Genomic DNA, 24,533 nt, shown 5'->3' with positions numbered 1-24,533 from the left:
TAGCCAGGGCAGGAACAGACAGCGCTCGCCTGGCCTTACTTACCATCGATTGATGGCAAGGCCGGCGCGGAGAGCCGCTATCTTGCGGTCTCCGCCATCGGAGCGGCGGGCGGTCAGACGACCGTTAGATCCTCAGCGGCAGCGCCGGTCACCGTTCTGCCGGCATCGGCGCTCAGCACGGCGGTCATCGCGGTGCTGGACGCCTCCCAGCTCCAGTTACGCACCGTTTCGTAACCGGCCAGTTGCAGACGCTTGCGCAACGACTCATCCGCCATCAGCCGCGCAACGGCTTGCCGCGCCTGATCGACGCTCCCCGCCCCAACCTTTAGCAGGTTGACGTTGTCTTCGGCATATTCGACGCCACCTTTGACCTCACCCAGGACAACGGCACAACCGCAGGCCATGGCTTCCAGCGGCGGGTAGGCGAAACTCTCCACGCGACTCATCTTCAGCAGGATGTCGCATGAGGAGTAGATGTGCCGCATTCCGGCGTGGTTGACGCTCTGGAAGAATCGGTCATACCGCCAATGAGCCTCTGGGCGACCGCTGGAGCTGACAATCCAGATTTCACAATCCAAGTCCTTGATGGCCTCGTAGGCCTCCGCCATGCCTTTGAAGGGTACGGAAATAGGGCCCTCGATCAGCACACGCGGGCGCTCGGGATTCTTCTCCTGCAGCGGGCTGTCAGGATAGAACATCTCCTGATCAAGCCCATTGGGCACGTAATGCACGGCTTGCTGCCCGTACTCGTCGCGCAGCATGTTGCAGATCCATTGCGCAATCGCGACGTACTCATGCGACCCCTGGTAGGTCGCGGCTACCTGGGCCTTGACAGCATCCTCTTCATAGAACAGGCGCTCGTCCGACTGCACGAAGTAGAGCTTGCGGCGGGCGGGAATCCGCTCCAGCCAATCGACGGTGGTCCAGAAGGTGGCGAACAGGAGATCGATGTTGTCCGCCCCACAACGCGACAGCTCATCCAGGCGGTAGACACGGATGGCCGGGTTGCCGAACCATTCGATGGAGCCCTCGTTGCTCAAGCTGATAATGAAGGCATCATGGCCCTGCTCGATCAGCATGCTCACGTGACGCAGGACGACTGCCGCCCCCCCGGATATGCCAAGGCAGGCCAGAATGAAGGCAATCTTTTTCGGCCGCGGGCCCTGTACCCGGTACTCACGCGCCAACAGCGCTTCCCAGTGGCCATCGTTGTCCTTGAAGTTCAGTTCGTTGTTGCCCGCATGCAGACGCAGGTCGGTCAGCACGTGCTCTATGGTCTTGAAGCGGGCTCCGTAGAAGGCCAGACGAGCCCATAGCTCATGGTCTTCGCGGTATTCCATGCGCGGCTTGAGAAAACCGGCCTTCAACAGCGAATCGCGCCGCACCATCACGGTGCTTTGGCAGGGCACGCAGACCTTGAGCAGCATATCCAGATCGCAGTTCGGGCTGTGCACCACCTGACCATCGACCAGGCCGTCTATCTCCCGGGTACCGTCAAGCTTTGCACGCCAGGAACCGTACACCACATCGGCTTGGCCCGATTCGAGCAGTGGCAGACACACCTCAAGCCGATCAGGCGCTGCTAGGTCATCGCTGTCGAGGAAAGCGATATAGCGACCGCGAGCCTCAAGGATGCCTTTGTTGCGCCCGCGTACTGCGTTACCGGAACTGACCGGGTAGCTGAAAATGCGTACCCGCGGATCATTTCGGAACTCTTCGACCACTGCCATGGTAGGAGTGGGTGAGCCGTCGGTCACCAGAATCACCTCGAACACTGGCAGGGTCTGCGCTAGCGCTGACTGGATAGTCTGGCGAAGCACATCGGTGCGGTCATAGATCGGCGTAACAAATGACACCAACGGCGGCGTTCCGGTGTTTGCTGCAGCCATCGGCAAATAACGTTCAGCCTCCTTGATCGCCAGACGCCGGCGTACGCTGCGGCTGACATACCCTACCGTTCTGCGGCAAAAGGATATCGGGCCTTCCTGTCTCAGGATAAAACCGGACCGCGCCAGGAGCTGGTCGACCTTGGCTAATCCGATACGCAGCGACGTTTTAGCTTGATGCGGTGACGCCGTGCGGCCCAGCAGACGAACCAACGCCCGAGCCGGGGCGGTGATACGCATGGAATTGGAGTCACGGAAGATGCGCAGCTCGTTTTCTGCGTGAGACAGCTGCGCTTGCAGTCGATTTATCTCGTTCTGACTCGCCTGTACTGCCTCAACTTTTTCACGCGCAGCCTGGGTGCGCAAATCGTCCAATTCGCGAGCCGCCTTGTCGCGAAATTCGCCGAAACGGTCCCTCTCAACCGCCAACAGTTCGTTCAGGCGCGTCGTTTCGGCCATAAGACGCTGCTCTAGCCTGTTGTGCGCCTCCTGATGCTCCAGACGCTCGCGCTCCGACTGTTGAGCACTGGACTCCAATTGCTGAGAGGCCGCTTGCAGCTCGGTATTCAGCTGCTGGCAGAGTCGGTCGTAGTCTTGGAGAAAGTCCAGCATGCCGTGCTGCTGCTCAAGGGCTTTGCCCACCGCTTGCCAGTCAGCCGCAAAATCTACGCTTTCGGCATCCGCTGCGGCTGCCAGTAAAGACCGGTAGGCCTGGACGACAGGCTCCGGCATTCCCTGAAACAACTGGACGTCTTCCGGTGTGTAGGCAGCGTGGCGCAGCTCCGAGCTGAGAAAATTATCGATGTAGTCGCGGATGGCCGCGTCGTTGTCGGCGGCCAGCTCCAAGCGTGAGGCAATCCGTTGCAACTGCTGCTGTGGCGCGGCCAGCAGTTGGTCATAGTCGATGAACAGGCGTGGCGCATCCTGGGTGTTATTGATTGCCGCAGCGTAGTGTTGCAGCCAGAGCCACAGAGACTTGCGCTTAGGAAACTGATTCCTGGCGCTCAGGGAATCCGCAACACTGAGCGGATGGCGGACGGCGACCACGTAAGTTACCGACAGCTCCAGGTGCTGGAATACAGGCTGCCAGAAAGGCAGCAGGCGGCAGGTCCGTGGGTCCTTGATGGCAAAGAGGTCGTTCCCCTGCAGTTTTTCACGGAGCATCAGCACAGCTTCGAGCTGCAACTCCCTCACATCGGTACGCCGCTCAAAACCCTCGGGCAGCAATGCCAGGGAATCGAAACCGGCGTTCAGCATCGCCAGCAGGCGGTCATTGAACGTGACGAAATCCTTGTCTTCCCAGAAGCCTCTGGGGTTGTCATGACCGGCCGGGAGCAGGTTGTCGCCAACACCGGCACCTATGGCGACCAGCGCGCGGGTCAGTGCACTGGTACCGCTGCGATGCATGCCCAACACGACGACAATGCGTTTCTGATTCTGCGAATTCATACCAACTCTATGCTCGTAAAGAAGCAACCGCATCAGCGTACTCAGCGATGCAATTGAAATCGATCACGCCCGTTGCGGTGTTTTCCTCGCTGGGCAAAACCTTGAAGAGACAGACATCCATGATGCGGTGAAGGAAGGATTCCTCTTCGCCAACCATTCCGGTCACGCCTGCATTGAGGAAATAGGTTCCCTCGTTGAGCATGCAATCGAAACGGAACTCGACCTCCATAATCTGGCCGTCTTTGACGTGTGCGATGCCCGCACCGGCGGTTCGAGAGGCAGCCCCACCCAGTTCGAAGCCTGTAGTGGTCTTGATCATCATCCCGAAGCGGACGTTGGTCGCCCAGCAATCGAATCGAACCCTGTAGCGGTAGAGGTAACTACGGCCCCTGACCAAGCAATTCGCCTGTTCACCGGCAAGCGTGAATATGGCGGGGGCTTCGATACGAGCACCGGAGCTTTCATATTCGATAGTGCTTTGCGGCTTGAGATGCGGGTCGAAGAATTCGCCATCATGTTGCCTACCTCGCCGCCCTTCCGATTCAGCATGTGAAATGGCCCCTGCAGCCTTCGCCTCACCTGCCTCCAGGGTTCGCTGCCCGGCCCGAATCTCTTCGCGGATCGCAACGCGCTTATCTGCGGGCGCGTAGATAAGCCGTTGATACTTTCCGACGATGTCCTTGGGCTTGCCGATAGCGAGCTGCTCCCCGCTGTCGAGCAGAATGGCACGGTCACAGAACTCGATAATCGTGCCGCCCGAATGCGAAACGAACAGGATCGTCGCGCCTCCTTGTTTCAAGGCCTCGATGCGGCCGTAGCACTTGCGCTGAAAAAGCTCGTCTCCTACAGCAAGCGCTTCATCGATGATGAGTATCTGGGCGTCTACATTGATTGCCACGGCAAATGCGAGGCGAATCATCATGCCGCTGGAGTAAGTCTTCACCGGCTGGTCGATGAACTCACCGATTTCAGCGAAGGCTTCGATATCAGCAAAGCGTGCCTCTGTTTCGCTCCGCGTCAGGCCCAGTACCGCCGCGTTCATGTAGACGTTTTCGCGGCCGCTGAACTCGGGGTTGAAGCCCGAGCCCAGCTCAAGCAGCGCAGCGATCCGACCTTCGGTGCGGATTTCGCCTCCCGTCGGGTTGAGCGTCCCGCAGATCAGCTGAAGCAGCGTTGACTTACCGCTGCCGTTGCGCCCTACGATGCCAACCGTCTCGCCCCGCCCCACCGTAAAGGAGGTGTTCTGCAACGCCCAGAATTCCTTGTAATACGTGCGGCGCCCTCGCAACAGCATCTGCTTCAGGCGATCACGCGGGGTATCGTAGATGTGAAAGCACTTGCTGAGGCTTTCAACCTTGATCGCGATTTCAGAGGACATCGGCAAACCCCTTTCGCGTCTTCTGGAACCAAGCAAAACCAAGCCAGAAAACCACAAGTGAAACCAAGCCGTGAACAGCAAGCTGTGCAAAGTCTGGTAGCTGGCCAAGGAACATCACAGCACGTGCCTGCTCAATGACCGGCGTCAACGGGTTCATCCTCAAATATCCCTGGTAGGCTTCCGGCAGCGCCGTTACCGGATAGAAAATCGGCGACATGAACATCAATACAGGGATAAGCACACCTATCACTTGCCCAACGTCACGTAAAAACACACCCAGAGACGCTAGAAACCAAGTGATACCAAGCGTGAGCAAGACAAGCGGAAACACCACGAATGGCAACAACAGTACTGTGATGTTCGGCGTTCCGAAGAGAATTGCATAGGCAATCAACCAGACGCTCAGGCTGACCAGAAAATGGAAGAAAGCCGAACCAAGGGCGACCCAAGGCAGCACATCCAACGGAAAGACTACTTTTTTTACGTAGTTGGTATTGCCGATGATTAACCCTGGCGCGCGATTCAAGCACTCGGAAAACAGACTGAAAATCATCAGACCGGCAAATAACATCAGCGCGAATTCGGTTTTGGAATCACTGCCGACGTTCCAACGGGCCTTGAACACCACACTAAAAACGAAGGTATAAATGGCGAGCATGAAGATCGGATTGAACAGCGACCACAACATACCCATGATCGAGCCTCGGTAGCGGCCCGCCACCTCCCGCTGGACCAAGGCCCAGACCAGACCTCGGTTACGCCAGAGGCTGGCTGCCATTTCCCGAGGGGTAACCGAAAAATGTTGCATCAGGCGAACACCTCTGCGCCAGCGAGGCTGGCACCCTGAGCATCTTTCTCAGACAAAGTTGGCTCTTCACAAAATTGCCAATCGATATCCAGCTCCGCATCGTTCCAGACGATGCAACGCTCATGCTCCGGGGCGTAGTAACTGGTCGTCTTGTAGAGAAATTCGGCGGTTTCCGAAAGCACGACGAAGCCGTGAGCAAAGCCTTCCGGCATCCATAGTTGATGCTTGTTCTCAGCGCTGAGAATTGCGCCTACCCATTGACCAAAGGTCGGAGAGCTGCGGCGGATATCCACGGCCACATCGAATACTTCGCCCTGGACGACACGCACCAGCTTGCCCTGGGGCTGTTGTACCTGGTAATGCAGCCCGCGTAGCACGTTTTTCACCGAGCGGGAGTGGTTGTCCTGAACAAAGGAGACGGACCGACCCACCGCCTCCTCGAACTGGCGGTGGTTGAAGCTCTCGTAAAAAAAGCCCCGCTCGTCCCCGAACACACGCGGTTCCAGCAGAAGTACCTCGGGTATCGCCTGGGGAATCGCCTTCATCAATACACCCGCTCCGTCAGCAACCGCTTGAGATATTTGCCATAGCCGTTCTTTGACAGCGGCTCGGCGAGTCGTTCGAGCTGCTGGGCATCGATCCACTGATTGCGGTAGGCGATCTCTTCGGGACACGCAACCTTCAGCCCCTGACGTCGTTCCAGCGTTTCGATGAACTGTCCAGCCTCAAGCAGGGATTCGTGCGTGCCGGTATCGAGCCAGGCGTAGCCGCGCCCCATGATCTCTACGCTAAGCGTGCCCTGTTCCAGATAGGCCCGGTTCACGTCGGTGATTTCCAGTTCGCCCCGAGCCGAGGGCTTGATGCCCTTGGCAATTTCGACCACCTGGTTGTCGTAGAAGTACAGCCCAGTTACGGCATAGCTGGACTTGGGCCGCACCGGTTTTTCTTCGAGGCTGACCGCACGGGCCTGATCATCGAACTCGACCACGCCGTAACGCTCAGGGTCATGCACGTGATAGGCGAAAACGCTCGCACCCTGTTCCCGCAGCGTGGCGTTGTGCAGCAGGTCGGCGAAATCATGCCCGTGGAAGATATTGTCGCCGAGCACCAGCGCGCAGTGATGCCCATCGAGGAATGTCTCCCCGATGAGGAAGGCTTGCGCGAGACCATCCGGCGAGTCCTGCACGGCATATGAGAGCTCCAGCCCCCACTGCGTGCCATCACCCAGTAGCTGCTGGAAGCGCGGCGTGTCCTGTGGAGTGGAGATGATGAGGATTTCCCTGATACCGGCAAGCATTAACGTGCTCAACGGGTAATAAACCATCGGCTTGTCGAACACGGGCAGTAGCTGCTTGGAAACCGCGAGGGTCGCAGGGTGCAGACGGGTGCCGGAGCCACCGGCCAGAATGATGCCTTTGCGCTTCATAAGTCCTCAGGGCCGTCGGGTGGCCAGTGCAATATGGGAAGGGGATTCGGAACGCTGTAGCGCCTGGTCGAGATGCTCGTTCGCTACTCGGGCGGCCACCTCTACCGGTACGACTTCATGCAGCATGCGCTCGGCATGCTCCTGCCAATGGGGCAGTTGAAGATCAAAGGTGGATCGCAGCTTGCGTGTGTCCAGTAACGAACTGGCCGGACGCGCCGCAGCCGCCGGGAACTCGGCGGCACGGATCGGCAGAATACGCGCATCCTCGACCCTGAACTTCATACCCAGGCCTCGCGCCGTGCGGATGATGAAACGGGTGAACTCATGCCAGCTGGTCTGCCCGCCCGCCACCAGGTGATAGGTGCCATAGGCCTGTACTGCGAAGTCGGGATCATGCCGCAGGCGCTGGATCATCAGTGCGCTGACGTCAGCAATCAGCTCGGCGCTGGTGGGCGCACCGACCTGATCGACCACGACCTTCAGCTCGTCGCGCTCACAGGCAAGGCGCAGCATGGTCTTGGCGAAGTTACGTCCACGGCAGGCGTATACCCAACTGGTCCGCAATATCAGATGGCGGCATCCCGAGGCCTTGATCAGCCGCTCGCCCTGCAGCTTGGTTCTGCCGTATACATTCAAAGGCGCGGTTGGCCCGTCCTCACGCTGAAACCCAATCGCGGTGCCATCGAATACATAGTCAGTCGAGTAATGGACCAGCAGTGCATCCAGTTCCTTGGCGAGTGCGGCCAGCTCGCCAACGGACGTGGCGTTGACCAACGCTGCACCCGCCTCGTCGGTTTCCGCCTTGTCCACAGCCGTGTAGGCTGCGGCATTGACGATGACATCAGGTCGGCACTGGCGCAGCAGCGGTGCCAGGGTTTCCGGTCGTGACAGATCGGCTCGCTGGCGATCGCAGGCAATGACTTCACCCAGCGGCGCCAGCGCACGTCGTAGCTCCCAGCCCACCTGGCCGTTTGCGCCAAGCAAAAGGATCTTCATTGGTACTGCCTGCTGACCCACTCTCGGTAGGCGCCACTAGTGATGTGAGTGACCCAGTCCTGGTTGTCCAGGTACCAACGCACGGTTTTGCGGATGCCGCTCTCGAAGGTTTCAGCCGGCGACCAACCCAGTTCCCTGCAGATCTTGCTCGCGTCCACTGCGTAGCGGCGGTCATGCCCGGGCCGGTCCTTGATGAACACGATGGCATCACGATAACTCTGTCCGTCCGCTCGCGGACTTTCCTGGTCGAGGATGTCACACAGGGTGGTCACCACTTGCAGGTTCGTTTTCTCGTTGCAGCCACCCACGTTGTAAGTTTCGCCCGGTGTGCCTGCTTCGAGCACGCGGCGAATGGCCGCGCAGTGATCCTTGACATAGAGCCAGTCCCGCACTTGCTGGCCGTCTCCATAAATTGGCAGCGGTTTGCCGGAGAGCGCGTTATGGATGACGAGTGGAATAAGCTTTTCGGGGAAATGATAAGGGCCGTAATTATTCGAGCAGTTGGTGGTCAGCACTGGCAGCCCGTAGGTGTGGTGATAGGCACGGACGAAATGGTCCGACGCGGCCTTCGAGGCCGAATAGGGGCTGTTCGGCTCGTACTTTTTTTCTTCGCAGAATGCTGGGTCGGTGGGCTCGAGCGAGCCATAGACCTCATCGGTCGAGACGTGCAGGAAGCGAAAGGCGCTTGCCTGGTCTTCCGACAGGGATCGGTAGTACCCAAGCGCGGCTTCCAACAGGCGGAAAGTGCCGACGACGTTGGTCTGCACGAATTCCTCCGGGCCGTCGATCGACCGGTCTACATGGGATTCGGCAGCGAAGTTGATGATCGCGCGGGGCCTGTGCTCCTGCAGGAGATCAGCAAGCTGCTGCTTGTCCGTGATATCACCCTGGACGAACTGATGGCGACTGTCGCTTTCGAGGCCCTTCAGGTTTGCCAGGTTACCGGCATAGGTCAGCTTGTCGAGGCTGATGACAGGCTCATCGCCAACAGCCAGCCAGTCCAGGACAAAATTCGCCCCGATGAAGCCGGCGCTGCCGGTCACAAGAATGGTCATGAATCAGATTCTCCGGATGCTGGCAGCGATGATCAGGCCAACGGTACCAAAGCCCGTCTGGCGATAAACTCCAGCTTTCTTGAGCAAATAGAGGCGCCGCAACAGGTTTGCGTCTCGCGCCGCCTCGAAACGGGCGAGCGCAACCCCGCTGCGTTCGTCAAGCAGCCCTGCGCAAGTGCGCAACGCCGTAAGATTTTTCTCAGTCCATTCGCGAAACGTTCCGCCGAACATCATGCGTACCCGGGTAAGCCGATCGCGCATGGAGTTGTTCGAGCCAATCAGGTTTCCACCATGCTGGCGATAGTTCAGCGTCGGCTCAGCATCGTAGAACACGTGACCACCGCAGCCGCTAACCAGCAAGTAGCAAAGCCAGTCATGGGATACGACCGGAGCTGTCGGCGGGACCGTGGCCAACAGAGTACGGGCCGCCTTGTTCAGCACCATGGTGTTAGCGCCGGCCAGGCTTTGAACAAGCGCGTTCTTGAAGCTAGGTGCCCGTGCGAACAGCGGCGAATGGCCAATAAAGCTACCCCCTTCGTCGATCAGCCGCGTTCTGGAGCAATAAACTGCTGGACTTTTTGCACTCGTGCAGGCAATCCGAGTGATCGCCCTTTGAAGCTTGTCCGGGAACCAGACATCGTCTTGGTCGCAGAAGGAGAAGAAATCCGCTTCGATCTCGGGGTTGCGCACCAGTGAGAGGAAGTTCTGTGCAAAGCCGATACGAGGCCCGTGAAGCAAGCGCACCCGATCCGACCCCAGGCGTTGCTGAAACCGCTTGATTATGACCAGCGTGGAATCCGACGATCCATCGTCCGAAATATAAAGCGTCCACTGGCGATGAGTCTGTTGGGCGATCGAGCTCAGCTGCTCGTCGAGGAAGCGCGCACCGTTATAAGTGGTGAGCAGGATCGCCACATGCAGGCCGGCCTCACCTGCGGGCAGGGAGCTCGGCGGACTGACATTGGTGGAACTCATTAAAGGAAAGCTACCTCGCAAACATCCGTGTTGTTAGTCATAGGCAATGCATCGCACCGATCGAATCGACTCAAGCCAGCATCGACACGTGCCTTGCAGGCTTGGCCTACCCCGAGGCTCTCGGACTATCGAAAGCTGTCTGATGCCATCTCCAACCCATACAGGCTGCCCGCTAAAGGAGTAGAAGCGCACTACCCGAAAGCCCTTAGGCTAAGGGCGGCTATTAGAGGGCGCGTATTCTACAAAAGTTTCTGCAAATTGCTGCGCTTTATCGTGGGTGAGGTATATATCCGACGGGCGACAACTGGGGCCTGGCTTCGACAGACAGCAAGTAGCTGCTTTGTGCTCGGCAGCCCGGCTTGGCCAGGAAAACTCGATGTGGGCGTCAACACCCTTACGCAGGTATGGGGGTTCCAACACTCGACGCGATTACCCTTTGGAATGGGCCTTCGCCACGTATCAAGCGAATCTTGCCACCCATCCTGGTCGGCATATACCGAGTAGCCTCCTAACGAGTTGGCTTTCGTCCGCATTTAATAGCGTCGACCGGCAAGCTCAACGTAACCTCCCGAACGGCCTGTGTTGCTGAATCTATGCGCATGGTTTGCATCGCACCACCATACGACCGCATCAGGCGTAACTGGCGATGAATCGCCATCGCTACAGCAACGAGACAATGCCCTGGAGTCTGTAAAGCAATCCTGGAACCGATCGATGCTGAAGGCCCAGATCAGAACCGTGCCTTATCCCGCAACGCGCCTACGATAAGTTGCTGCCGACCCTGGCGGCTGTTGGTGCGACTCGGATGATTAGGCTCGCCGCACAAGGCGCACAAGGCGCGCAAGACCGCGAACAGAGCGCAGAATCCCCAGGTTAACGGGATGCTGATGACAGCGTATCTACCTTAGCGCGTGCAAAGCGGCTCAATATCAGCAGCAGCCCGCCGGAGAGGAACAGCGCCGGCAGGCTGGCGCCAACCTCGGGCCAGGCATTAGCCAGCAAATGGTAGACAGCCGCACCGCAGCCCCACGCCAACAATGTCTCCCAGCGCAACATCGTCCCGGCGATTTGCAGCCGGCCACGCCTCCTGAGCAGGTAGTGATCCACCAGCACGACACCAAACAGTGGGGCGAATACCGAGCCGATCAGCAGCAGAAAGTTCTGGTATTCCGCCAGTGGTGCGAACCAGGCGATCAAGGTGCACAGCGCACCGATGACCAAAGCCAGCCGCTCGACCTTGAACGGCAGCAGTATGCCAACCGAGACTGCAGCCGAATGGATGTCGGCAAAAGCATTCTCGGACTCGTCCAGCAGGATCAGCAGCAGCGGGATGCCAAGCCCGGCACCCGCCAACGCCAACAACAGCGCGTTCACTTCGCCGCTGTCGGCAAAGGCGAGGGTATAGGCGACACCGAGGCTCATCAGCCAGACGTTGCCTACGAAGAAGCCCAGCACCGTACCGCCGAAAACACGCCGCGCCGCCTTGCCAAAGCGCGAGTAGTCTGCGATCAGCGGTAACCAGGACAACGGCATGGCGATGGCGATATCGAAGCCCAGCGCGAAGGGCAGCGAGCCGTCGCCCTGACGTGCCCATAGAGCCCGGAGATCGGCCTTATCGAACAGGTTCCAGGTCAGCCAGACGCAGGCGCCGAGCAGCAGCCAGATGCCCCACTTGCGCAAGATCCGACGGACGAAGGTCAGCGGGCCGGTGATCGCCAGCAACGTCGCCAGCGCACCGAAGAACAACGTCCAGAGCGCGGGGCTGACCCATCCGCTCTGCTCACCAAACGCACGCGTCGCCAGCAAGCTCGCCGCGTCGCGCATGATGATGATCTCGAAGGCGCCCCAGCCGACTAACTGGACCAGATTCAACAGCGCCGGCAACACCGCGCCGCGGTCGCCCAGTGTGCGCTTCAGATTCGCCATTGAGGACAAGCCGGTGTCGCTGCCGATCACCGCGACCGCACCGAGCAGTATTACGCCTACTGCGGTGCCGCTGACGATGGCCAGCAAGGCACCGCTCATGCCCAGACCCGGCGCCAGCAAGGCGCCAAGCTGCAATACCATAAGGCCGACGCCGAGGGAGAACCACAGAGAAAACAGATCACGCCCACCGAATACACGGTGCTCAGCGGCGATCATCTGATGCGGAGAATAACGACCTGCATTGTTCACGTTGTTTTTCTCGAAGAAGCCGGTTGCCCGGCACAACCGTGAGCACGAGTGTTTCGCCTCACGGAAGGAACATCAGCAGCGACCTGAAGAACGGATAACGCCGAAGGCTTACCCGCCTTAAACGAAATGTCCCGATTGGCCGCCGAATCATTTCGACAGAAGTGGCTGGTCGACGCGTGGAAAAGGCTCCGCCGTTTTCCACCCTACAGTCGGGCCACGCAGCTGCCCCTGGCTGTTTCGTAGGGTGGATCACGCTTCATCGATCCACCGAACGGCGGAACGGTGGATGTAAAAAAGCGACATCCACCCTACGACGTAGTGGCCGATCCCAGCCGCTACACCTGCTTGTAGATCACCGACCCTTCATCCTTGAAGCGCGAGGATTGTTCCTTAAAGCCCGCCTCGATCGCTTTTTGTTCATCGGTCAACCCGTTCTGCGCGGCGTACTCCCGGACTTCCTGAGTGATCTTCATCGAGCAGAACTTAGGCCCGCACATCGAGCAGAAATGCGCAACCTTGGCCGAATCCTTCGGCAAAGTCTCGTCGTGGTAACTGCGTGCGGTGTCCGGGTCCAGGCCGAGGTTGAACTGGTCTTCCCAGCGGAATTCGAAGCGTGCCTTGGACAGAGCGTTGTCGCGGATCTGTGCGCCCGGATGACCCTTGGCCAGGTCAGCGGCGTGCGCGGCGATTTTGTAGGTGATGATCCCGGTCTTGACGTCATCCTTGTTCGGCAAGCCCAGGTGCTCCTTGGGCGTGACGTAGCAGAGCATGGCGCAACCGAACCAGCCGATCATGGCCGCACCGATGCCGCTGGTGATGTGGTCGTAGCCCGGCGCGATATCGGTAGTCAGCGGGCCGAGGGTGTAGAACGGCGCCTCGTCGCAGCATTCCAGCTGCTTGTCCATGTTCTCCTTGATCAACTGCATCGGGACGTGACCGGGACCTTCGATCATGCACTGCACGTCGTGCTTCCAGGCGATCTTGGTCAGCTCGCCGAGGGTTTCCAGTTCGCCGAATTGGGCGGCATCGTTGGCGTCGGCGATCGAACCCGGGCGCAGGCCATCGCCCAGCGAGAAGCTGACGTCGTAGGCCTTCATGATTTCGCAGATTTCCTCGAAGTGGGTGTAGAGGAAATTCTCCTGGTGATGCGCCAGGCACCACTTGGCCATGATCGAGCCGCCGCGCGAGACGATACCGGTGACGCGCTTGGCCGTCAGCGGCACATAGCGCAGCAGCACGCCAGCGTGGATGGTGAAGTAGTCCACGCCCTGCTCGGCCTGCTCGATCAGCGTGTCGCGGAACAGCTCCCAGGTCAGGTCTTCGGCGACGCCGTTGACCTTTTCCAGCGCCTGGTAGATCGGCACGGTACCGATCGGCACCGGCGAGTTGCGGATGATCCACTCGCGGGTTTCATGGATGTGCCTGCCGGTGGACAGGTCCATCACCGTGTCCGAGCCCCAGCGAATGCCCCAGGTCAGCTTGGCCACTTCTTCTTCGATTGAGGACCCCAGCGCCGAGTTTCCGATGTTGCCGTTAATCTTCACCAGGAAGTTGCGGCCGATGATCATCGGCTCGAGCTCGGTGTGGTTGATGTTGGCGGGAATGATGGCGCGGCCGCGTGCCACTTCGTCACGCACGAATTCGGCGGTAATTTCCTTCGGGATTGACGCTCCAAAACTCTGCCCGGCGTGCTGTTCGGTGAGCAGGCCGGCCGCGCGCGCTTCCTGCAGCTTCAGGTTTTCGCGGATGGCGACGTATTCCATTTCGGGCGTGATGATGCCCTGACGCGCGTAGTGCATCTGGCTGACGTTCTTGCCCGGCTTGGCGCGGCGAGGATTACGTACATGGGCGAAGCGCATCTTGGTCAGCTCGGCATCGGCCAGGCGCTGCTGGCCGAAGTGCGAGGTCAGGCCGTCGAGCAGCTCGGTATCGGCACGGTCGTCGATCCAGGCCGAGCGCACATCGGCCAGGCCTTTGCGCACGTCGATGGTCACGCTCGGGTCGGTGTAAGGGCCGGAGGTGTCATAGACCAGAACCGGCGCGTTGATCTCACCGCCGAAATCGGTGGGCGTAACGTCCAGACTGATCTCACGCATCGGCACGCGGATGTCCGGGCGGGAGCCTTGGACGTAGATTTTCTGCGAACGCGGGAAAGGCTGGATCGATCCCTGATCGACTTGGGCGGATTCACTCAGGTTTTGTTGTTCTGCACGCATCAGGCTAGCTCCTCGAAAGTTGTCGGAGCGAACCTGAAAAACACGGCGGGAAAAGGGCATCGGGGCGCGCCGGGACTGGCGCCGAGAGAGCTGGCCGAAAGACTGGCGAGCACATCTTGTTCCCTACGCAGGCCTTAACCTGATCAGGTTCAACGGGATCCGGAACTTTCCGATCTCAGCCTTCGCTTCAAGGCACCCCGACAAGAACGGGCCGAGTCTAATCAAGAGTGGCTGGGAATACCATGCCGATGGCAGCTGCCACGACCGCCGGGTCATATCCATCCCTGACACCCTGATGCTTGATCGCCTCCAACAAGGGCCCGACCACCCTGTTCAAGCGCCTTGACCGTCTGCATGCCCGCGCATAGCCTTGCCCATCACTTCGCTTCAGGGAAAGACGCACATGCTGCGCAGACTCACGTTGGCACTCGCCGTGTCCGTCGCCTCGTCCGGGCTGACTTGGGCCGAGACAGCACCTCCACTTTCCGCTCGGACCGACCTGGTTAGCGTCTACCGACAGGCTGTTGAAAACAACGCCGACCTCGCCGCGGCACGCGCCCAATTCAAGGCGATCCAGGAAGTCGTGCCGCAAGCGCGCGCTGGCCTGCTACCGAACCTCAGCGGCGGTGCGGAACTCAGCAATACCCGCACCGATGTCGACACGTCCATGGGGTCGCGCTCACTATCACGCAGCGGCACCGTCTATCAGGCGACCCTCAGCCAGCCGATCTTTCGACCTGAACGCTGGTTCCAGTTGCAGGCGGCCGAAGCCATCAGCGAACAGGCCGCGCTGGAGTACTCGATCGCCGAACAGGACTTGATTCGCCTCACGGCGCAAGCTTACTTCGCCGTGTTACGTGCCCAGGACAATCTGGCCGCAGCCAAGGCCGAAGAGTCGGCCTTTCAGCGCCAGCTCGACCAGGCTGACGAGCGCTTCGAAGTTGGTTTGTCCGACCGTACCGATGTGCTCGAAGCTCAGGCGGGTTTCGACACCGCGCGCGCCAACCGACTGCTTACACAACGGCAAGTGGACGATGCGTTCCAGGCGCTGTTCACCCTGACCAACCGTGAGTATCTGGCACTGGAAGGCATCGAGCACAGTTTGCCGGTGCTGCCGCCCATCCCCAATGACGCCAGCGCTTGGGTCAACACCGCCACGCGGCAGAACCTCGACCTGCTGGCCAGTAATCAGGCCGTCAACGCTGCCGAGGAAACGCTGCGCCAGCGTCGTTCTGGGCATGCGCCGACCCTCGACGCTGTGGCGCGCTACAGTAAGGGCGACAACGACAGCCTCGGTTTCACCAACACGGGTAGCGAAGCGGTGACTGGCATCCCCCGCTACACCGGCGACGTCGAGCAACGCAGCATCGGCCTGCAGCTAAACATCCCGCTATACAGCGGCGGACTGATCAGCTCCCAGCGCCGCGAAGCCTTCCACCAGCTGACCCAGACCGAGCAACAGCGTGAAAGCTTGCGTCGTCAGGTGGTCGAAACCACACGCAACCTTTATCGGGCGGTCAATACCGATGTGGAACAGGTGCAGGCACGGCGGCAGTCGATCGTTTCCAACCAGAGCGCCCTGGAGGCGACCGATATCGGCTACCAGGTCGGCACCCGCAACATCGTCGACGTGCTCGACACGCAGCGCCGCCTGTTCGCTTCGGTGCGCGACTACAACAATGCCCGCTACGACTACATCATCGACAGTCTGCGCCTGAAACAGGCGGCCGGAACGCTCAACCCGGGCGACCTGGAAGATCTGCAGCGTTATCTGAAAACCGACTACGACCCGGACACTGACTTCCTGCCGCCAGATCTGTCCGAGAACTTCGCCCGCCCGGTGCGCATCGAGTAGTTGGCATCGCCGGACGGGATACCGCTACGTTCAGCTGGAAGAAATTCCAAGGATAGTCAGGTCTGCAACGGGCCTGGCGGAACACCACTATTTCTGAGGCAGATTTTCGGTCACCAGGAGCGTTCGCAACCAGGCTGATACCCGGCTAACCGAGTAGAGACCCCAGCCCCTGCAGCAAACGGCCCAACGCGCCCTGATTGTTCTTCAGCACTGTCAAGCCTGCGCTGCGCGCTTGCTCGGCGCGCGCGGGATCGACCCAGAATGCCTCTACTGTAGATGCCAGCTCAGGTGCAGTGCTAACTTCGGCAAGCGCACCGGCATCGCGTAGCTGCGCGGCGATATCGAGGAAGTTGAACAGGTGCGGTCCCGTCAGCACGGGTTTGCACAATGCGGCAGGCTCTAACAGGTTGTGCCCGCCGGTCGGCACCAGGCTGCCGCCAACAAAAGCGACATCGGCGAGTGCAAACAGAAACAGCAGTTCACCCATGGTGTCGCCCAGTACTACCTGTATAGCGGACTGCGGCGGCTCCGCTAGCGACCGCCGAACCGTAGCGAAGCCCTGTTTTCGGCACAGCTCATACACCGAGCCGAAGCGCTCCGGGTGGCGCGGCACCAGAATCAGCAACGCGTCAGGGTGCTCTGCTAACAGCAAGCGATGGGCAGCCAGCAGAATTTCGTCCTCCCCCGCGTGCGTACTGGCGCCAATCCAGATCGGCCGGGATACGGCGCCCCATTGCGTACGGAGCTGAGCGGCGCGCTCAAGCAGCGCCGGGTCGATGCTCAGGTCAAACTTGATCGAGCCAGTGACCTGCACGCTGGTCTCACGGGCACCGAGCTGTCGAAAGCGCACGGCCTCGGCTTCGGTCTGCGCCGCGATCAGGCTCAGCTCGGCCAGCATCGGCGCGGTCAGCCGGGCGAAGCGTGCATAGCCGCGTGCCGAGCGCTCGGAGAGCCGAGCATTGGCCAGCGTCACCGGGATGCCGCGACGCGCGCACTGGTGAATGTGGTTGGGCCATAACTCGGTTTCCATCACGACCGCCAGCTTCGGCCGCAGACGCTCTAGAAAGCGCGATGCCGCCCAGGGCAGATCGTAAGGCAGATAGCAGTGCTGCACGGTGTCGCCAAACAACGCCTTGATGCGCTCTGAGCCAGTCGGCGTCATGCAGGTCACGGTGATCGGCAGCTGTGGATAGCGCTCCTTGAGCGCCCGAATCATCGGCGCCGCAGCAATGCTTTCGCCGACCGACACCGCATGCACCCAGATGCCACCCGGCTGAAACTCCGGCAACCCGACAGCGAAGCGCTCGCCGATGCGCGTTCGATAAGCCGGCGCTCGACGGGCGCGCCAAAACAAACGAACCACGATCAGTGGCAAAGTGAGATGAAACAGCAGGGTATAGAGGGCACGATTCATGGGCGCGGAGCTTAGCAAAGGGGCGAATGCAACGGCCACAGCGAAGCGCGAAGCGAAATCCGCTACCGTTGCGCAGAACTTGCCCGTTCCGCGGGAGCCGAATGAACGCAGCGCAGACCGGCACTGCCCGCAACCGGAGACCTTATGACTGGCTATTTCTATCTCGCCATCGCTATCACCGCCGAAGTGATTGCCACCACGTCCATGAAGTCGCTGGCGGGCTTCAGTCGCCCGCTACCGCTGTTTCTGGTGATCGCGGGCTACAGCCTGTCGTTCTGGATGCTTGCCCTGGTGGTCAAGACCATCCCTGTGGGAATCGCCTACGCCATCTGGGCCGGCCTAGGCATCGTCCTGGTAAGCATCGCAGCGGCTGTCATCTACCAGCAGAAGCTCGACCTTCCGGCAGTGCTCGGCATGGCGCTGATCGTGGCTGGCGTCGTGGTGATTCAGCTGTTTTCCGGCAGCACGGGACATTAGCCAGATCGGCTGAAGCCGACAGGTGAGCGGTTATACTGCGCGCCTGATTTCTCTATGAGGCCCGCCCATGTCCGATTCACTCAGCACCGATGTTTTGATCGTTGGCGGCGGAGTCGCCGGCCTGTGGCTGAACGCACGCCTGCGCCGGCGGGGCTATTCGACTCTGCTGGTGGACAAAGGCGTGCTCGGCGGCGGGCAGAGCGTCAAGTCACAGGGCATAATCCACGGCGGAACCAAGTACGCATTGAGCGGCGCGCTGACCGGCGCATCCGAAGCCATCGCCGATATGCCGCGACGCTGGCGCGAGGCGCTTGCCGGCAACGGAGAACTGGACCTTTCCGGCGTACGCCTGCTCTCCGACGCGCATTATCTGTGGTCTCCAGGCACGCTGACCGGCAACCTCACCAGCTTCTTTGCCAGCAAAGCCGTCCGCTCACGCGTTGGTCAGGTCAAGGGGAGCGAACTCCCACCAGCGCTGCAGGATCCTCGCTTCAAAGGCAAGGTTTACCGCCTTAGCGAGCTGGTGCTGGATGTCCCTAGCCTGATCCAGCGACTCGCTGAATTATCTGGCCCGGGCCTGCTTAAAGCCGAACGAATCGAGCCACTACGGGAAAACGGCGAACTGACGGGGCTAGTCGTCGACGGTCGCTCGATACGCGCTCAACGCATTGTGCTGACGGCAGGCGCGGGCAATGCCGAACTGCTGAATGCCTTGGGGCTCGCCCAACCGGCGATGCAGAAGCGTCCGTTGCACATGGTCATCGTCAAGGCGCCTACATTGAAGCCGCTTTACGCACATTGCCTTGGCGGCGGCTCCAAACCTCGCATCACTGTCACCAGCCACCCGGCTGAAGATGGTGAATGGGTGTGGTACCTGGGCGGCGATCTCGCCGAAGCGGGCGGGGTGGCGCGCGATGAGGCGGCGCAGATTGCGGCTGCGAAGAAAGAACTGGCCGAGCTGGTGCCTTGGATCGATCTGTCCGCGGCGAAATGGGCAACGCTGCGCATCGATCGAGCTGAGCCGGCGCAATCGGCATTGGCGAGACCGGACAACGCCTTTCTCGCGGAACAGGGCCGTCTGCTGGTTGGCTGGCCGACCAAATTGGCGTTGTCGCCGGATTTCGCTGATCGCGTCGAAGGCGCATTGGTCCGAGACGGCATCCAACCGCAACCGCTGGCGCCACTGCCTCAGCTGCCCCGCCCTGCGATCACCCGGCCATTCTGGGAAGGTTTGGTCTGATGGAAACGACCCTCCACCACCTGCATCGCCCGCTCGGCAGTACCGGTCTGAATGTATCGCCGCTGGGCCTGGGCACCGTCAAGCTGGGCCGTGACCAGGGCGTGAAGTACCCCAACGGCTTTCGTATTCCCGACGACTCGCAGGCGCGACAACTGCTTGCTCTAGCACGCGATCTCGGGATCAACCTGATCGACACCGCGCCCGCCTACGGGGTCAGTGAGCAGCGCCTGGGCCCGCTGCTGCAAGGCCAGCGCGACCATTGGGTGGTGGTCAGCAAGGTCGGCGAGGAATTCATCGACGGTCGTTCGCATTTCGATTTCTCACCAGCCCATACCCGCCTGTCCGTCGAGCGCAGCCTAAAGCGGCTGAAAACCGACCGTATCGACCTTGTACTGGTGCACTCGGACGGGCGCGACCTGGAGATTCTGCAGCACAGTGGCGTTTACGAAGCGCTCGCGGAGCTCAAGCGCGAGGGCAAGATCCTCGGCTACGGCCTGTCGGGCAAGACCGTGGAAGGCGGATTGTTCGCCCTTGAGCATGGCGACTGTGCGATGGTCACCTACAACCTCAACGAGCAGGCCGAGCGGCCGGTGCTCGACTACGCTCAGGTACACGCCAAGGGCATCCTGGTCAAGAAGGCGCTCGCCAGCGGCCATGTTTGCCTGACGCCAGACGAGGACCCCGTACGGCTCAGCTTCGAACTGCTGTTCGGCCACCCCGGCGTTGGCGCCGCCATCGTTGGCACCATCAACCCGCAACACTTGTCAGATAACGTGCGTACCGCCGCAGCCGTTATATCCCAACAACAATAAACACGGCCAAACGGCCGCCTACTGCCAGGAGGAGCCGATGCCGCGTGTGCTGATCCGCAAGAATCCCACAGCCTTCAAGACGCTGCCGCTGCTCGTCGAAGCGAGCCCGGAAGGCTTGCGTTACCAGAGCCTCGGACGGCCACTCAATTTCAGCGAGATGCTCGAACGCCGCCGGCCAGTGACTGTCGATGATCCCAGCCGCTTCAAGGTCGAACTGGCAAACCTGGGCGTCTCGGTACGCCTGACCCTCTGCTGGCAGGGTCAGGAATACTGGGTATTGGTGCGCCAGCAACGCCAGGACCGGGGCGACGTGGTGCTCAAGTTGATCTCTGGCTACGTCCCCGCCCATGAGCTCAGCCTGCCGCTGCTGACCGCGATCCAGGAAGTCGCTGAAGAGTGCTTGATGGAGACGCCTGAAGGCTGGCTCGCGGGGCGCTTCGGTGATACTTGGCTGCCAGCGCCTTATCAGGGCAGCTTGCGCTATCGCGAGGCGGTGCACTTCAACCTCGCCTCGCTTTCCGGCTCGGCCAGGCCGATTCAATGTGGCCAGATGACCTTGATGGAGCGGCCGCGAGCCTATGTTCATCTGCCTACTGCTTCGCTGCAGCTGGTCTACGACATGCGCCTTGAATTGCCGAAGGAAACCCGCGAGCTCAGCCTGTTCCACGTTGACGAACGCCTGGACGACGGCAAGCTCGTTGCTGAGTTATCCCGCAGCAGACCCGACCTCTATCTGGTTCCGCTGCTTCAGGGCCGCCCGACCGCCGCGCTGTTCACCTTACGCAAGGGTCAGCCCGTTCCGGCCAGCACGCGCGGGTTGTGGCTGTCGGAAAGTTTTGCCAGCCAGGACGAATGGGTCGTGCGAGAAGAGCGGATCAGCTGGCGTGACTGGATCAAGGCCAACACCTTGGCGGCATCCGGTTGAACTGAAGAGATAGCCTGCCCAGCCAGGTTGGCTGGGCGGCAGGCGCTAGTTATCGCTTGCGGATTTTCTCGACAATGGCCGTGGTAGAGCTGTTTTCTACGAGCCCCAGTACCTTGACCTCGCCGCCATAGGCGGTGACCAAGTCCGCTCCCACAACCTGATCGACACCGTAGTCACCGCCCTTGACCAACACGTCCGGCTTGACCTCGGCGAGTAGATTCTCCGGTGTGTCTTCTGCGAAGCACACGACCCAATCGACTGCGCCGAGGCCAGCCAGCACCGCCATGCGCCGATCAACCGAGTTGATTGGCCGACCCGGCCCCTTCAGGCGACTCACCGAACCGTCATCATTCACCGCGACGATCAAGCGATCTCCCTGGGCACGCGCCTGCTCCAGGTAGGACACATGGCCGGCATGCAGAATGTCAAAACAGCCATTGGTGAACACGATCTTTTCGCCTTCGGCGCGAGCATCTTCGATCACCGTCAGCAGCTGCTCCAGTGTCATCACACCTCGCTCGGAACCCTCCTCGCGCTGCACCGCGCGGCGCAGTTCCGGGGCACTGATACAAGCGGTCCCAAGCTTGCCGACGACAATGCCGGCGGCGAGATTGGCGAGGGCTACGGCCTGCGGTAATTCCTCGCCTGCAGCTATAGCGGCGGCCAGGGTAGAAATGACAGTGTCGCCAGCACCAGTGACGTCGAACACTTCGCGAGCCCGAGCAGGCAGGTGCAACGGCGAATGCTCCGGACGCAGCAACGTCATGCCATGCTCGCCGCGAGTCACCAGCAGAGCACCGAGCTCAAGGCTGTGCATCAGCTCGGCCCCCTTGGCCACCAGCTCGGCTTCGTCCGTGCAGTGTCCAACGATGGCCTCGAACTCGCCGAGATTCGGCGTGATCACCGAAGCGCCTCGGTAAATCTCGAAATTCTTTCCCTTGGGATCGGCCAGCACCGGGATACCGCGCTGGCGAGCCGCCTGAATCAATGCCTGGTGGTTACGCAGCGCGCCCTTGCCGTAATCGGACAGAATCAACACTTTGACGCCATCCAGCAGCGCCTCGACCTGCCTAAGCAACGCGGCGGGATCCGTATCGAAGGGCTCCTCGAAATCCATTCGCAACAGCTGCTGATGGCGACTCATCACCCGCAGTTTGATGATCGTGGGCTGATGCTCGATGGATTGGAAGTAGGCCCCGATCCCCGCAGCAGTAAGGCTATCGGTCAGGCTCTGCTGCGCCTCGTCGACCCCGGTAACCCCGACCAGCGCCGCCGGCGCACCAAGCGCTGCAATATTCAGCGCAACGTTCGCCGCCCCGCCCGGCCGATCCTCCACCTGCTCGACCTTGACCACCGGAACCGGCGCCTCCGGGGAGATTCGCGACGTGCCGCCATGCCAGTAACGATCGAGCATAACGTCACCGACCACCAAAACGGCGGCTTGGTCGAATCGGGGCATGGATAGTTTCATAAGGGGCTCCGCAGTAAATACCTGATTAATCAATTGTCTCAGCGGGACCATCCAGACCCAACGCATGGAGCCTGGCGTAATAGCCATTCATTGCGAGTAACTCACCGTGAGAGCCGCGCTCAACAATTCGCCCCTGATCCATTACGAGGATCAAGTCTGCTTTTTCGATGGTGGAAAGCCGATGTGCAATAACCAACGTGGTGCGGCCCTTCATGACCTGATCAAGAGCGGCCTGAATATGCCGCTCAGACTCGGTATCCAGAGCGGACGTCGCCTCGTCTAGTACCAGCACCGGCGAATCTTTGAGGAGTGCCCGTGCGATCGCAAGCCGTTGACGTTGCCCACCGGAAAGCAATACACCGTTCTCACCAACCTGAGTGTCCAACCCCTGAGGGAGCTGGTCGATGAATTCTTTTGCGTAAGCGGCTTCGACAGCCCGCTCGATATCCTCACGTGGCGCACCCGCGAGATCACCATACGCAATGTTGTTGGCTACGCTGTCGTTGAACAGGTTGACCTGCTGCGTCACCAAAGCAATATGTCTGCGAAGGTTCCGCAGCGTAAAGCGCTCAACATCGACGTCGTCGAGCAGTATCTGCCCCTCGCTGTGATGATAAAAACGCGGTATCAGATTAGCCAAAGTCGACTTGCCGCTGCCAGAGCGACCAACGAGTGCGATCATCTGACCGGGACTGGCACTGAAGGAAATATCCTGGAGTACCTGCTTCTGTGTACCAGGGTATGTAAAGCTAAGGCCGTTTACTTGCAACCGCCCGCTAACGCGATCCAGTTCTACAGTACCCTCGTCGAGCTCCGGCGGCTCGTCGAGCTGCTCAAATACGCTTTCTGCACCAGCCACCCCTTTTTGAACGGTGGAACTGACCTCGGAGAGCTGCCGGATTGGCTTTGGAAGCAATCCTGCAGCGGTTATATACGCCACCAAATCGCCGGCAGTTGCCTCACCGCGCAGCAGAAGCACCAAAAACAGCAGCACAGCCATCGCGGTGTAAATCACAAGCTGCAACATCGGCGTATAAACCGCGCCCGTCTTGGTCATGCGCAGCTGCTTTTCCGTATTGTCGCTACTAGCCGCTGCGAAACGCGTCGATTCATACGTCTCGCCACCAAAACTGCGAACGACTCGATAGCCCTGAATAGTCTCCGAAGCCACGTGCGTCACGTCGCCCATTGCCACCTGGATTTTGCTGCTCTGTTTACGGAATTTCTTGCTGGCACTGCTAACCATGACCGCAATGACTGGAAGGATTGCCAGCATCACAAGCGTCAACTTCCAGTTCATCCACAACAGATACCCGAACAGAAATACAACTGTTAGGCCCTCACGGATCACAACCTTGATCGCATCGGTAGCGGCGCCAGTCACCATGGTCACGTTGAACGTAATGCGAGAAATCAAATGGCCCGAGTTATGGTTGTCGAAATAAGGGTTCGGCAGCCTAAGCAGGCTGTCGAATAGCGCCATCCGCAAGTCATGGACCAGACCAAGCGATACCTTCGCCAAGTAAAAGTTACCCAAATAAGAGCCGATGCCCTGCCAAAGTGCGATCAGAACCACAAGCAACGGGACGATTTGCAGCAGCTGAAGGTCGCGCAAAAAGGGGACCGTAGGAAACGCAACTGCCTGCGGGTCGGCGAGCCCATCTACAAAATACTTGAGGATTCCGGCAAGCATTGGCTGCGATGAAGCGAAAATGACATAGCCGACGATGCTGAGCGCGAAGTAGCCAACGTACGGCCTTACATATCCAAGCAGCCGGAGATAAATCTTCAAGCTGGAAGACGACTGAGCTTCGGTTTGATCGATTCTGCTCATCAGCGACTGGACATCCAGAGGTAAAGGCGGCGATTCTAGCATGAGCATTTCAAGCTATTTCGCCCGACAGAAAAGAGCTCAATCACTAGCGTGTACCGAAACACGCCTGTCGCTTAGGGTAAACTGCGCCACGCCAAATAC

The 24,533-nt window shown here is 60.0% G+C and carries 18 protein-coding genes and 1 riboswitch; of the genes, 5 read left to right on the top strand and 13 right to left on the bottom strand.

Going from position 1 to position 24,533, the window contains the following annotated elements; genetic code table 11:
• Nucleotides 1-113: 113 nt before the first annotated feature.
• From ACIGHL_RS11965 to thiC, 10 genes are all read right to left on the bottom strand, one after another.
• On the bottom strand, nucleotides 114-3,335 hold the full coding sequence (locus tag ACIGHL_RS11965) for a glycosyltransferase (RefSeq protein WP_446697581.1): 3,222 nt from the start codon (nucleotides 3,333-3,335) through the stop codon (nucleotides 114-116).
• 7 nt (nucleotides 3,336-3,342) lie between these two features.
• Nucleotides 3,343-4,713 (bottom strand): ABC transporter ATP-binding protein, encoded by a 1,371-nt coding sequence (locus ACIGHL_RS11960; protein ID WP_446697580.1) that lies wholly within the window; start codon nucleotides 4,711-4,713, stop codon nucleotides 3,343-3,345.
• Nucleotides 4,703-5,521 carry an ABC transporter permease gene (locus ACIGHL_RS11955; protein WP_446697579.1) on the bottom strand — a complete coding sequence of 273 codons (819 nt, stop codon included), beginning with the start codon at nucleotides 5,519-5,521 and terminating at the stop codon, nucleotides 4,703-4,705. Before ACIGHL_RS11955 ends, ACIGHL_RS11960 begins: the two co-directional genes overlap by 11 nt.
• Entirely contained in the window at nucleotides 5,521-6,066 is a 546-nt protein-coding gene (gene rfbC, locus ACIGHL_RS11950; protein WP_446697578.1) for a dTDP-4-dehydrorhamnose 3,5-epimerase, read from the bottom strand. Before rfbC ends, ACIGHL_RS11955 begins: the two co-directional genes overlap by 1 nt.
• The gene (rfbA, locus tag ACIGHL_RS11945; RefSeq protein WP_446697577.1) at nucleotides 6,066-6,947 is read right to left on the bottom strand and encodes a glucose-1-phosphate thymidylyltransferase RfbA; all 882 of its coding nucleotides are present in this window, start codon (nucleotides 6,945-6,947) and stop codon (nucleotides 6,066-6,068) included. The genes rfbC and rfbA overlap by 1 nt, the downstream gene beginning before the upstream one ends.
• A 6-nt stretch (nucleotides 6,948-6,953) precedes the next feature.
• Complete coding sequence (gene rfbD / locus ACIGHL_RS11940; RefSeq protein WP_446697576.1) at nucleotides 6,954-7,943, bottom strand: dTDP-4-dehydrorhamnose reductase; 990 nt, start codon at nucleotides 7,941-7,943, stop codon at nucleotides 6,954-6,956.
• Entirely contained in the window at nucleotides 7,940-8,998 is a 1,059-nt protein-coding gene (gene rfbB / locus ACIGHL_RS11935) for a dTDP-glucose 4,6-dehydratase (protein WP_127840249.1), read from the bottom strand. The genes rfbD and rfbB overlap by 4 nt, the downstream gene beginning before the upstream one ends.
• A 3-nt stretch (nucleotides 8,999-9,001) precedes the next feature.
• Nucleotides 9,002-9,973 carry a glycosyltransferase family 2 protein gene (locus tag ACIGHL_RS11930; RefSeq protein ID WP_446697575.1) on the bottom strand — a complete coding sequence of 324 codons (972 nt, stop codon included), beginning with the start codon at nucleotides 9,971-9,973 and terminating at the stop codon, nucleotides 9,002-9,004.
• An 873-nt stretch (nucleotides 9,974-10,846) separates the two neighbouring features.
• Entirely contained in the window at nucleotides 10,847-12,115 is a 1,269-nt protein-coding gene (cytX, locus tag ACIGHL_RS11925) for a putative hydroxymethylpyrimidine transporter CytX (protein WP_446697609.1), read from the bottom strand.
• A 368-nt stretch (nucleotides 12,116-12,483) separates the two neighbouring features.
• A complete protein-coding gene (gene thiC / locus ACIGHL_RS11920) occupies nucleotides 12,484-14,364 on the bottom strand; it encodes a phosphomethylpyrimidine synthase ThiC (protein WP_446697574.1) in 1,881 nt (626 codons plus the stop codon).
• Between the two features lie 103 nt (nucleotides 14,365-14,467).
• A riboswitch (TPP riboswitch) is annotated at nucleotides 14,468-14,574 on the bottom strand.
• A 193-nt stretch (nucleotides 14,575-14,767) separates the two neighbouring features.
• Here thiC and ACIGHL_RS11915 point away from each other — a divergent pair.
• Nucleotides 14,768-16,219, top strand: a complete 1,452-nt coding sequence (locus ACIGHL_RS11915) for a TolC family outer membrane protein (RefSeq protein WP_446697573.1) — start codon at nucleotides 14,768-14,770, stop codon at nucleotides 16,217-16,219.
• 145 nt (nucleotides 16,220-16,364) lie between these two features.
• On the opposite strand, the gene waaA is transcribed toward ACIGHL_RS11915, so the two are convergent.
• Entirely contained in the window at nucleotides 16,365-17,633 is a 1,269-nt protein-coding gene (waaA, locus tag ACIGHL_RS11910) for a lipid IV(A) 3-deoxy-D-manno-octulosonic acid transferase (protein ID WP_446697572.1), read from the bottom strand.
• A gap of 144 nt (nucleotides 17,634-17,777) precedes the next feature.
• Between waaA and ACIGHL_RS11905 the strand changes: the two genes are divergently transcribed.
• The 4 genes from ACIGHL_RS11905 to ACIGHL_RS11890 all read left to right on the top strand — a co-directional run bounded on the left by ACIGHL_RS11905 (nucleotide 17,778) and on the right by ACIGHL_RS11890 (nucleotide 21,087).
• Complete coding sequence (locus tag ACIGHL_RS11905; protein WP_045423971.1) at nucleotides 17,778-18,110, top strand: DMT family transporter; 333 nt, start codon at nucleotides 17,778-17,780, stop codon at nucleotides 18,108-18,110.
• Between the two features lie 67 nt (nucleotides 18,111-18,177).
• Nucleotides 18,178-19,350 carry an NAD(P)/FAD-dependent oxidoreductase gene (locus ACIGHL_RS11900; protein ID WP_446697571.1) on the top strand — a complete coding sequence of 391 codons (1,173 nt, stop codon included), beginning with the start codon at nucleotides 18,178-18,180 and terminating at the stop codon, nucleotides 19,348-19,350.
• Entirely contained in the window at nucleotides 19,347-20,162 is an 816-nt protein-coding gene (locus ACIGHL_RS11895; protein WP_499176204.1) for an aldo/keto reductase, read from the top strand. The genes ACIGHL_RS11900 and ACIGHL_RS11895 overlap by 4 nt, the downstream gene beginning before the upstream one ends.
• Nucleotides 20,163-20,199: 37 nt before the next feature.
• Nucleotides 20,200-21,087, top strand: coding sequence for a metal ABC transporter ATPase (locus tag ACIGHL_RS11890; RefSeq protein ID WP_446697569.1), 888 nt, complete (start codon nucleotides 20,200-20,202; stop codon nucleotides 21,085-21,087).
• Nucleotides 21,088-21,136: 49 nt separating this feature from the next.
• Here the strand turns inward: ACIGHL_RS11890 and hldE are convergent, their stop codons facing one another.
• Both hldE and msbA read right to left on the bottom strand, forming a co-directional pair.
• Nucleotides 21,137-22,558, bottom strand: coding sequence for a bifunctional D-glycero-beta-D-manno-heptose-7-phosphate kinase/D-glycero-beta-D-manno-heptose 1-phosphate adenylyltransferase HldE (gene hldE, locus ACIGHL_RS11885; protein ID WP_446697568.1), 1,422 nt, complete (start codon nucleotides 22,556-22,558; stop codon nucleotides 21,137-21,139).
• Between the two features lie 25 nt (nucleotides 22,559-22,583).
• Complete coding sequence (msbA, locus tag ACIGHL_RS11880; RefSeq protein WP_446697567.1) at nucleotides 22,584-24,392, bottom strand: lipid A export permease/ATP-binding protein MsbA; 1,809 nt, start codon at nucleotides 24,390-24,392, stop codon at nucleotides 22,584-22,586.
• Between the last annotated feature and the right edge of the window lie 141 nt (nucleotides 24,393-24,533).

Source organism: Pseudomonas sp. NPDC077451 (genome assembly GCF_044543345.1).
Classification (GTDB): domain Bacteria; phylum Pseudomonadota; class Gammaproteobacteria; order Pseudomonadales; family Pseudomonadaceae; genus Stutzerimonas.
This window is presented reverse-complemented; position numbering and strand designations above follow the sequence as displayed.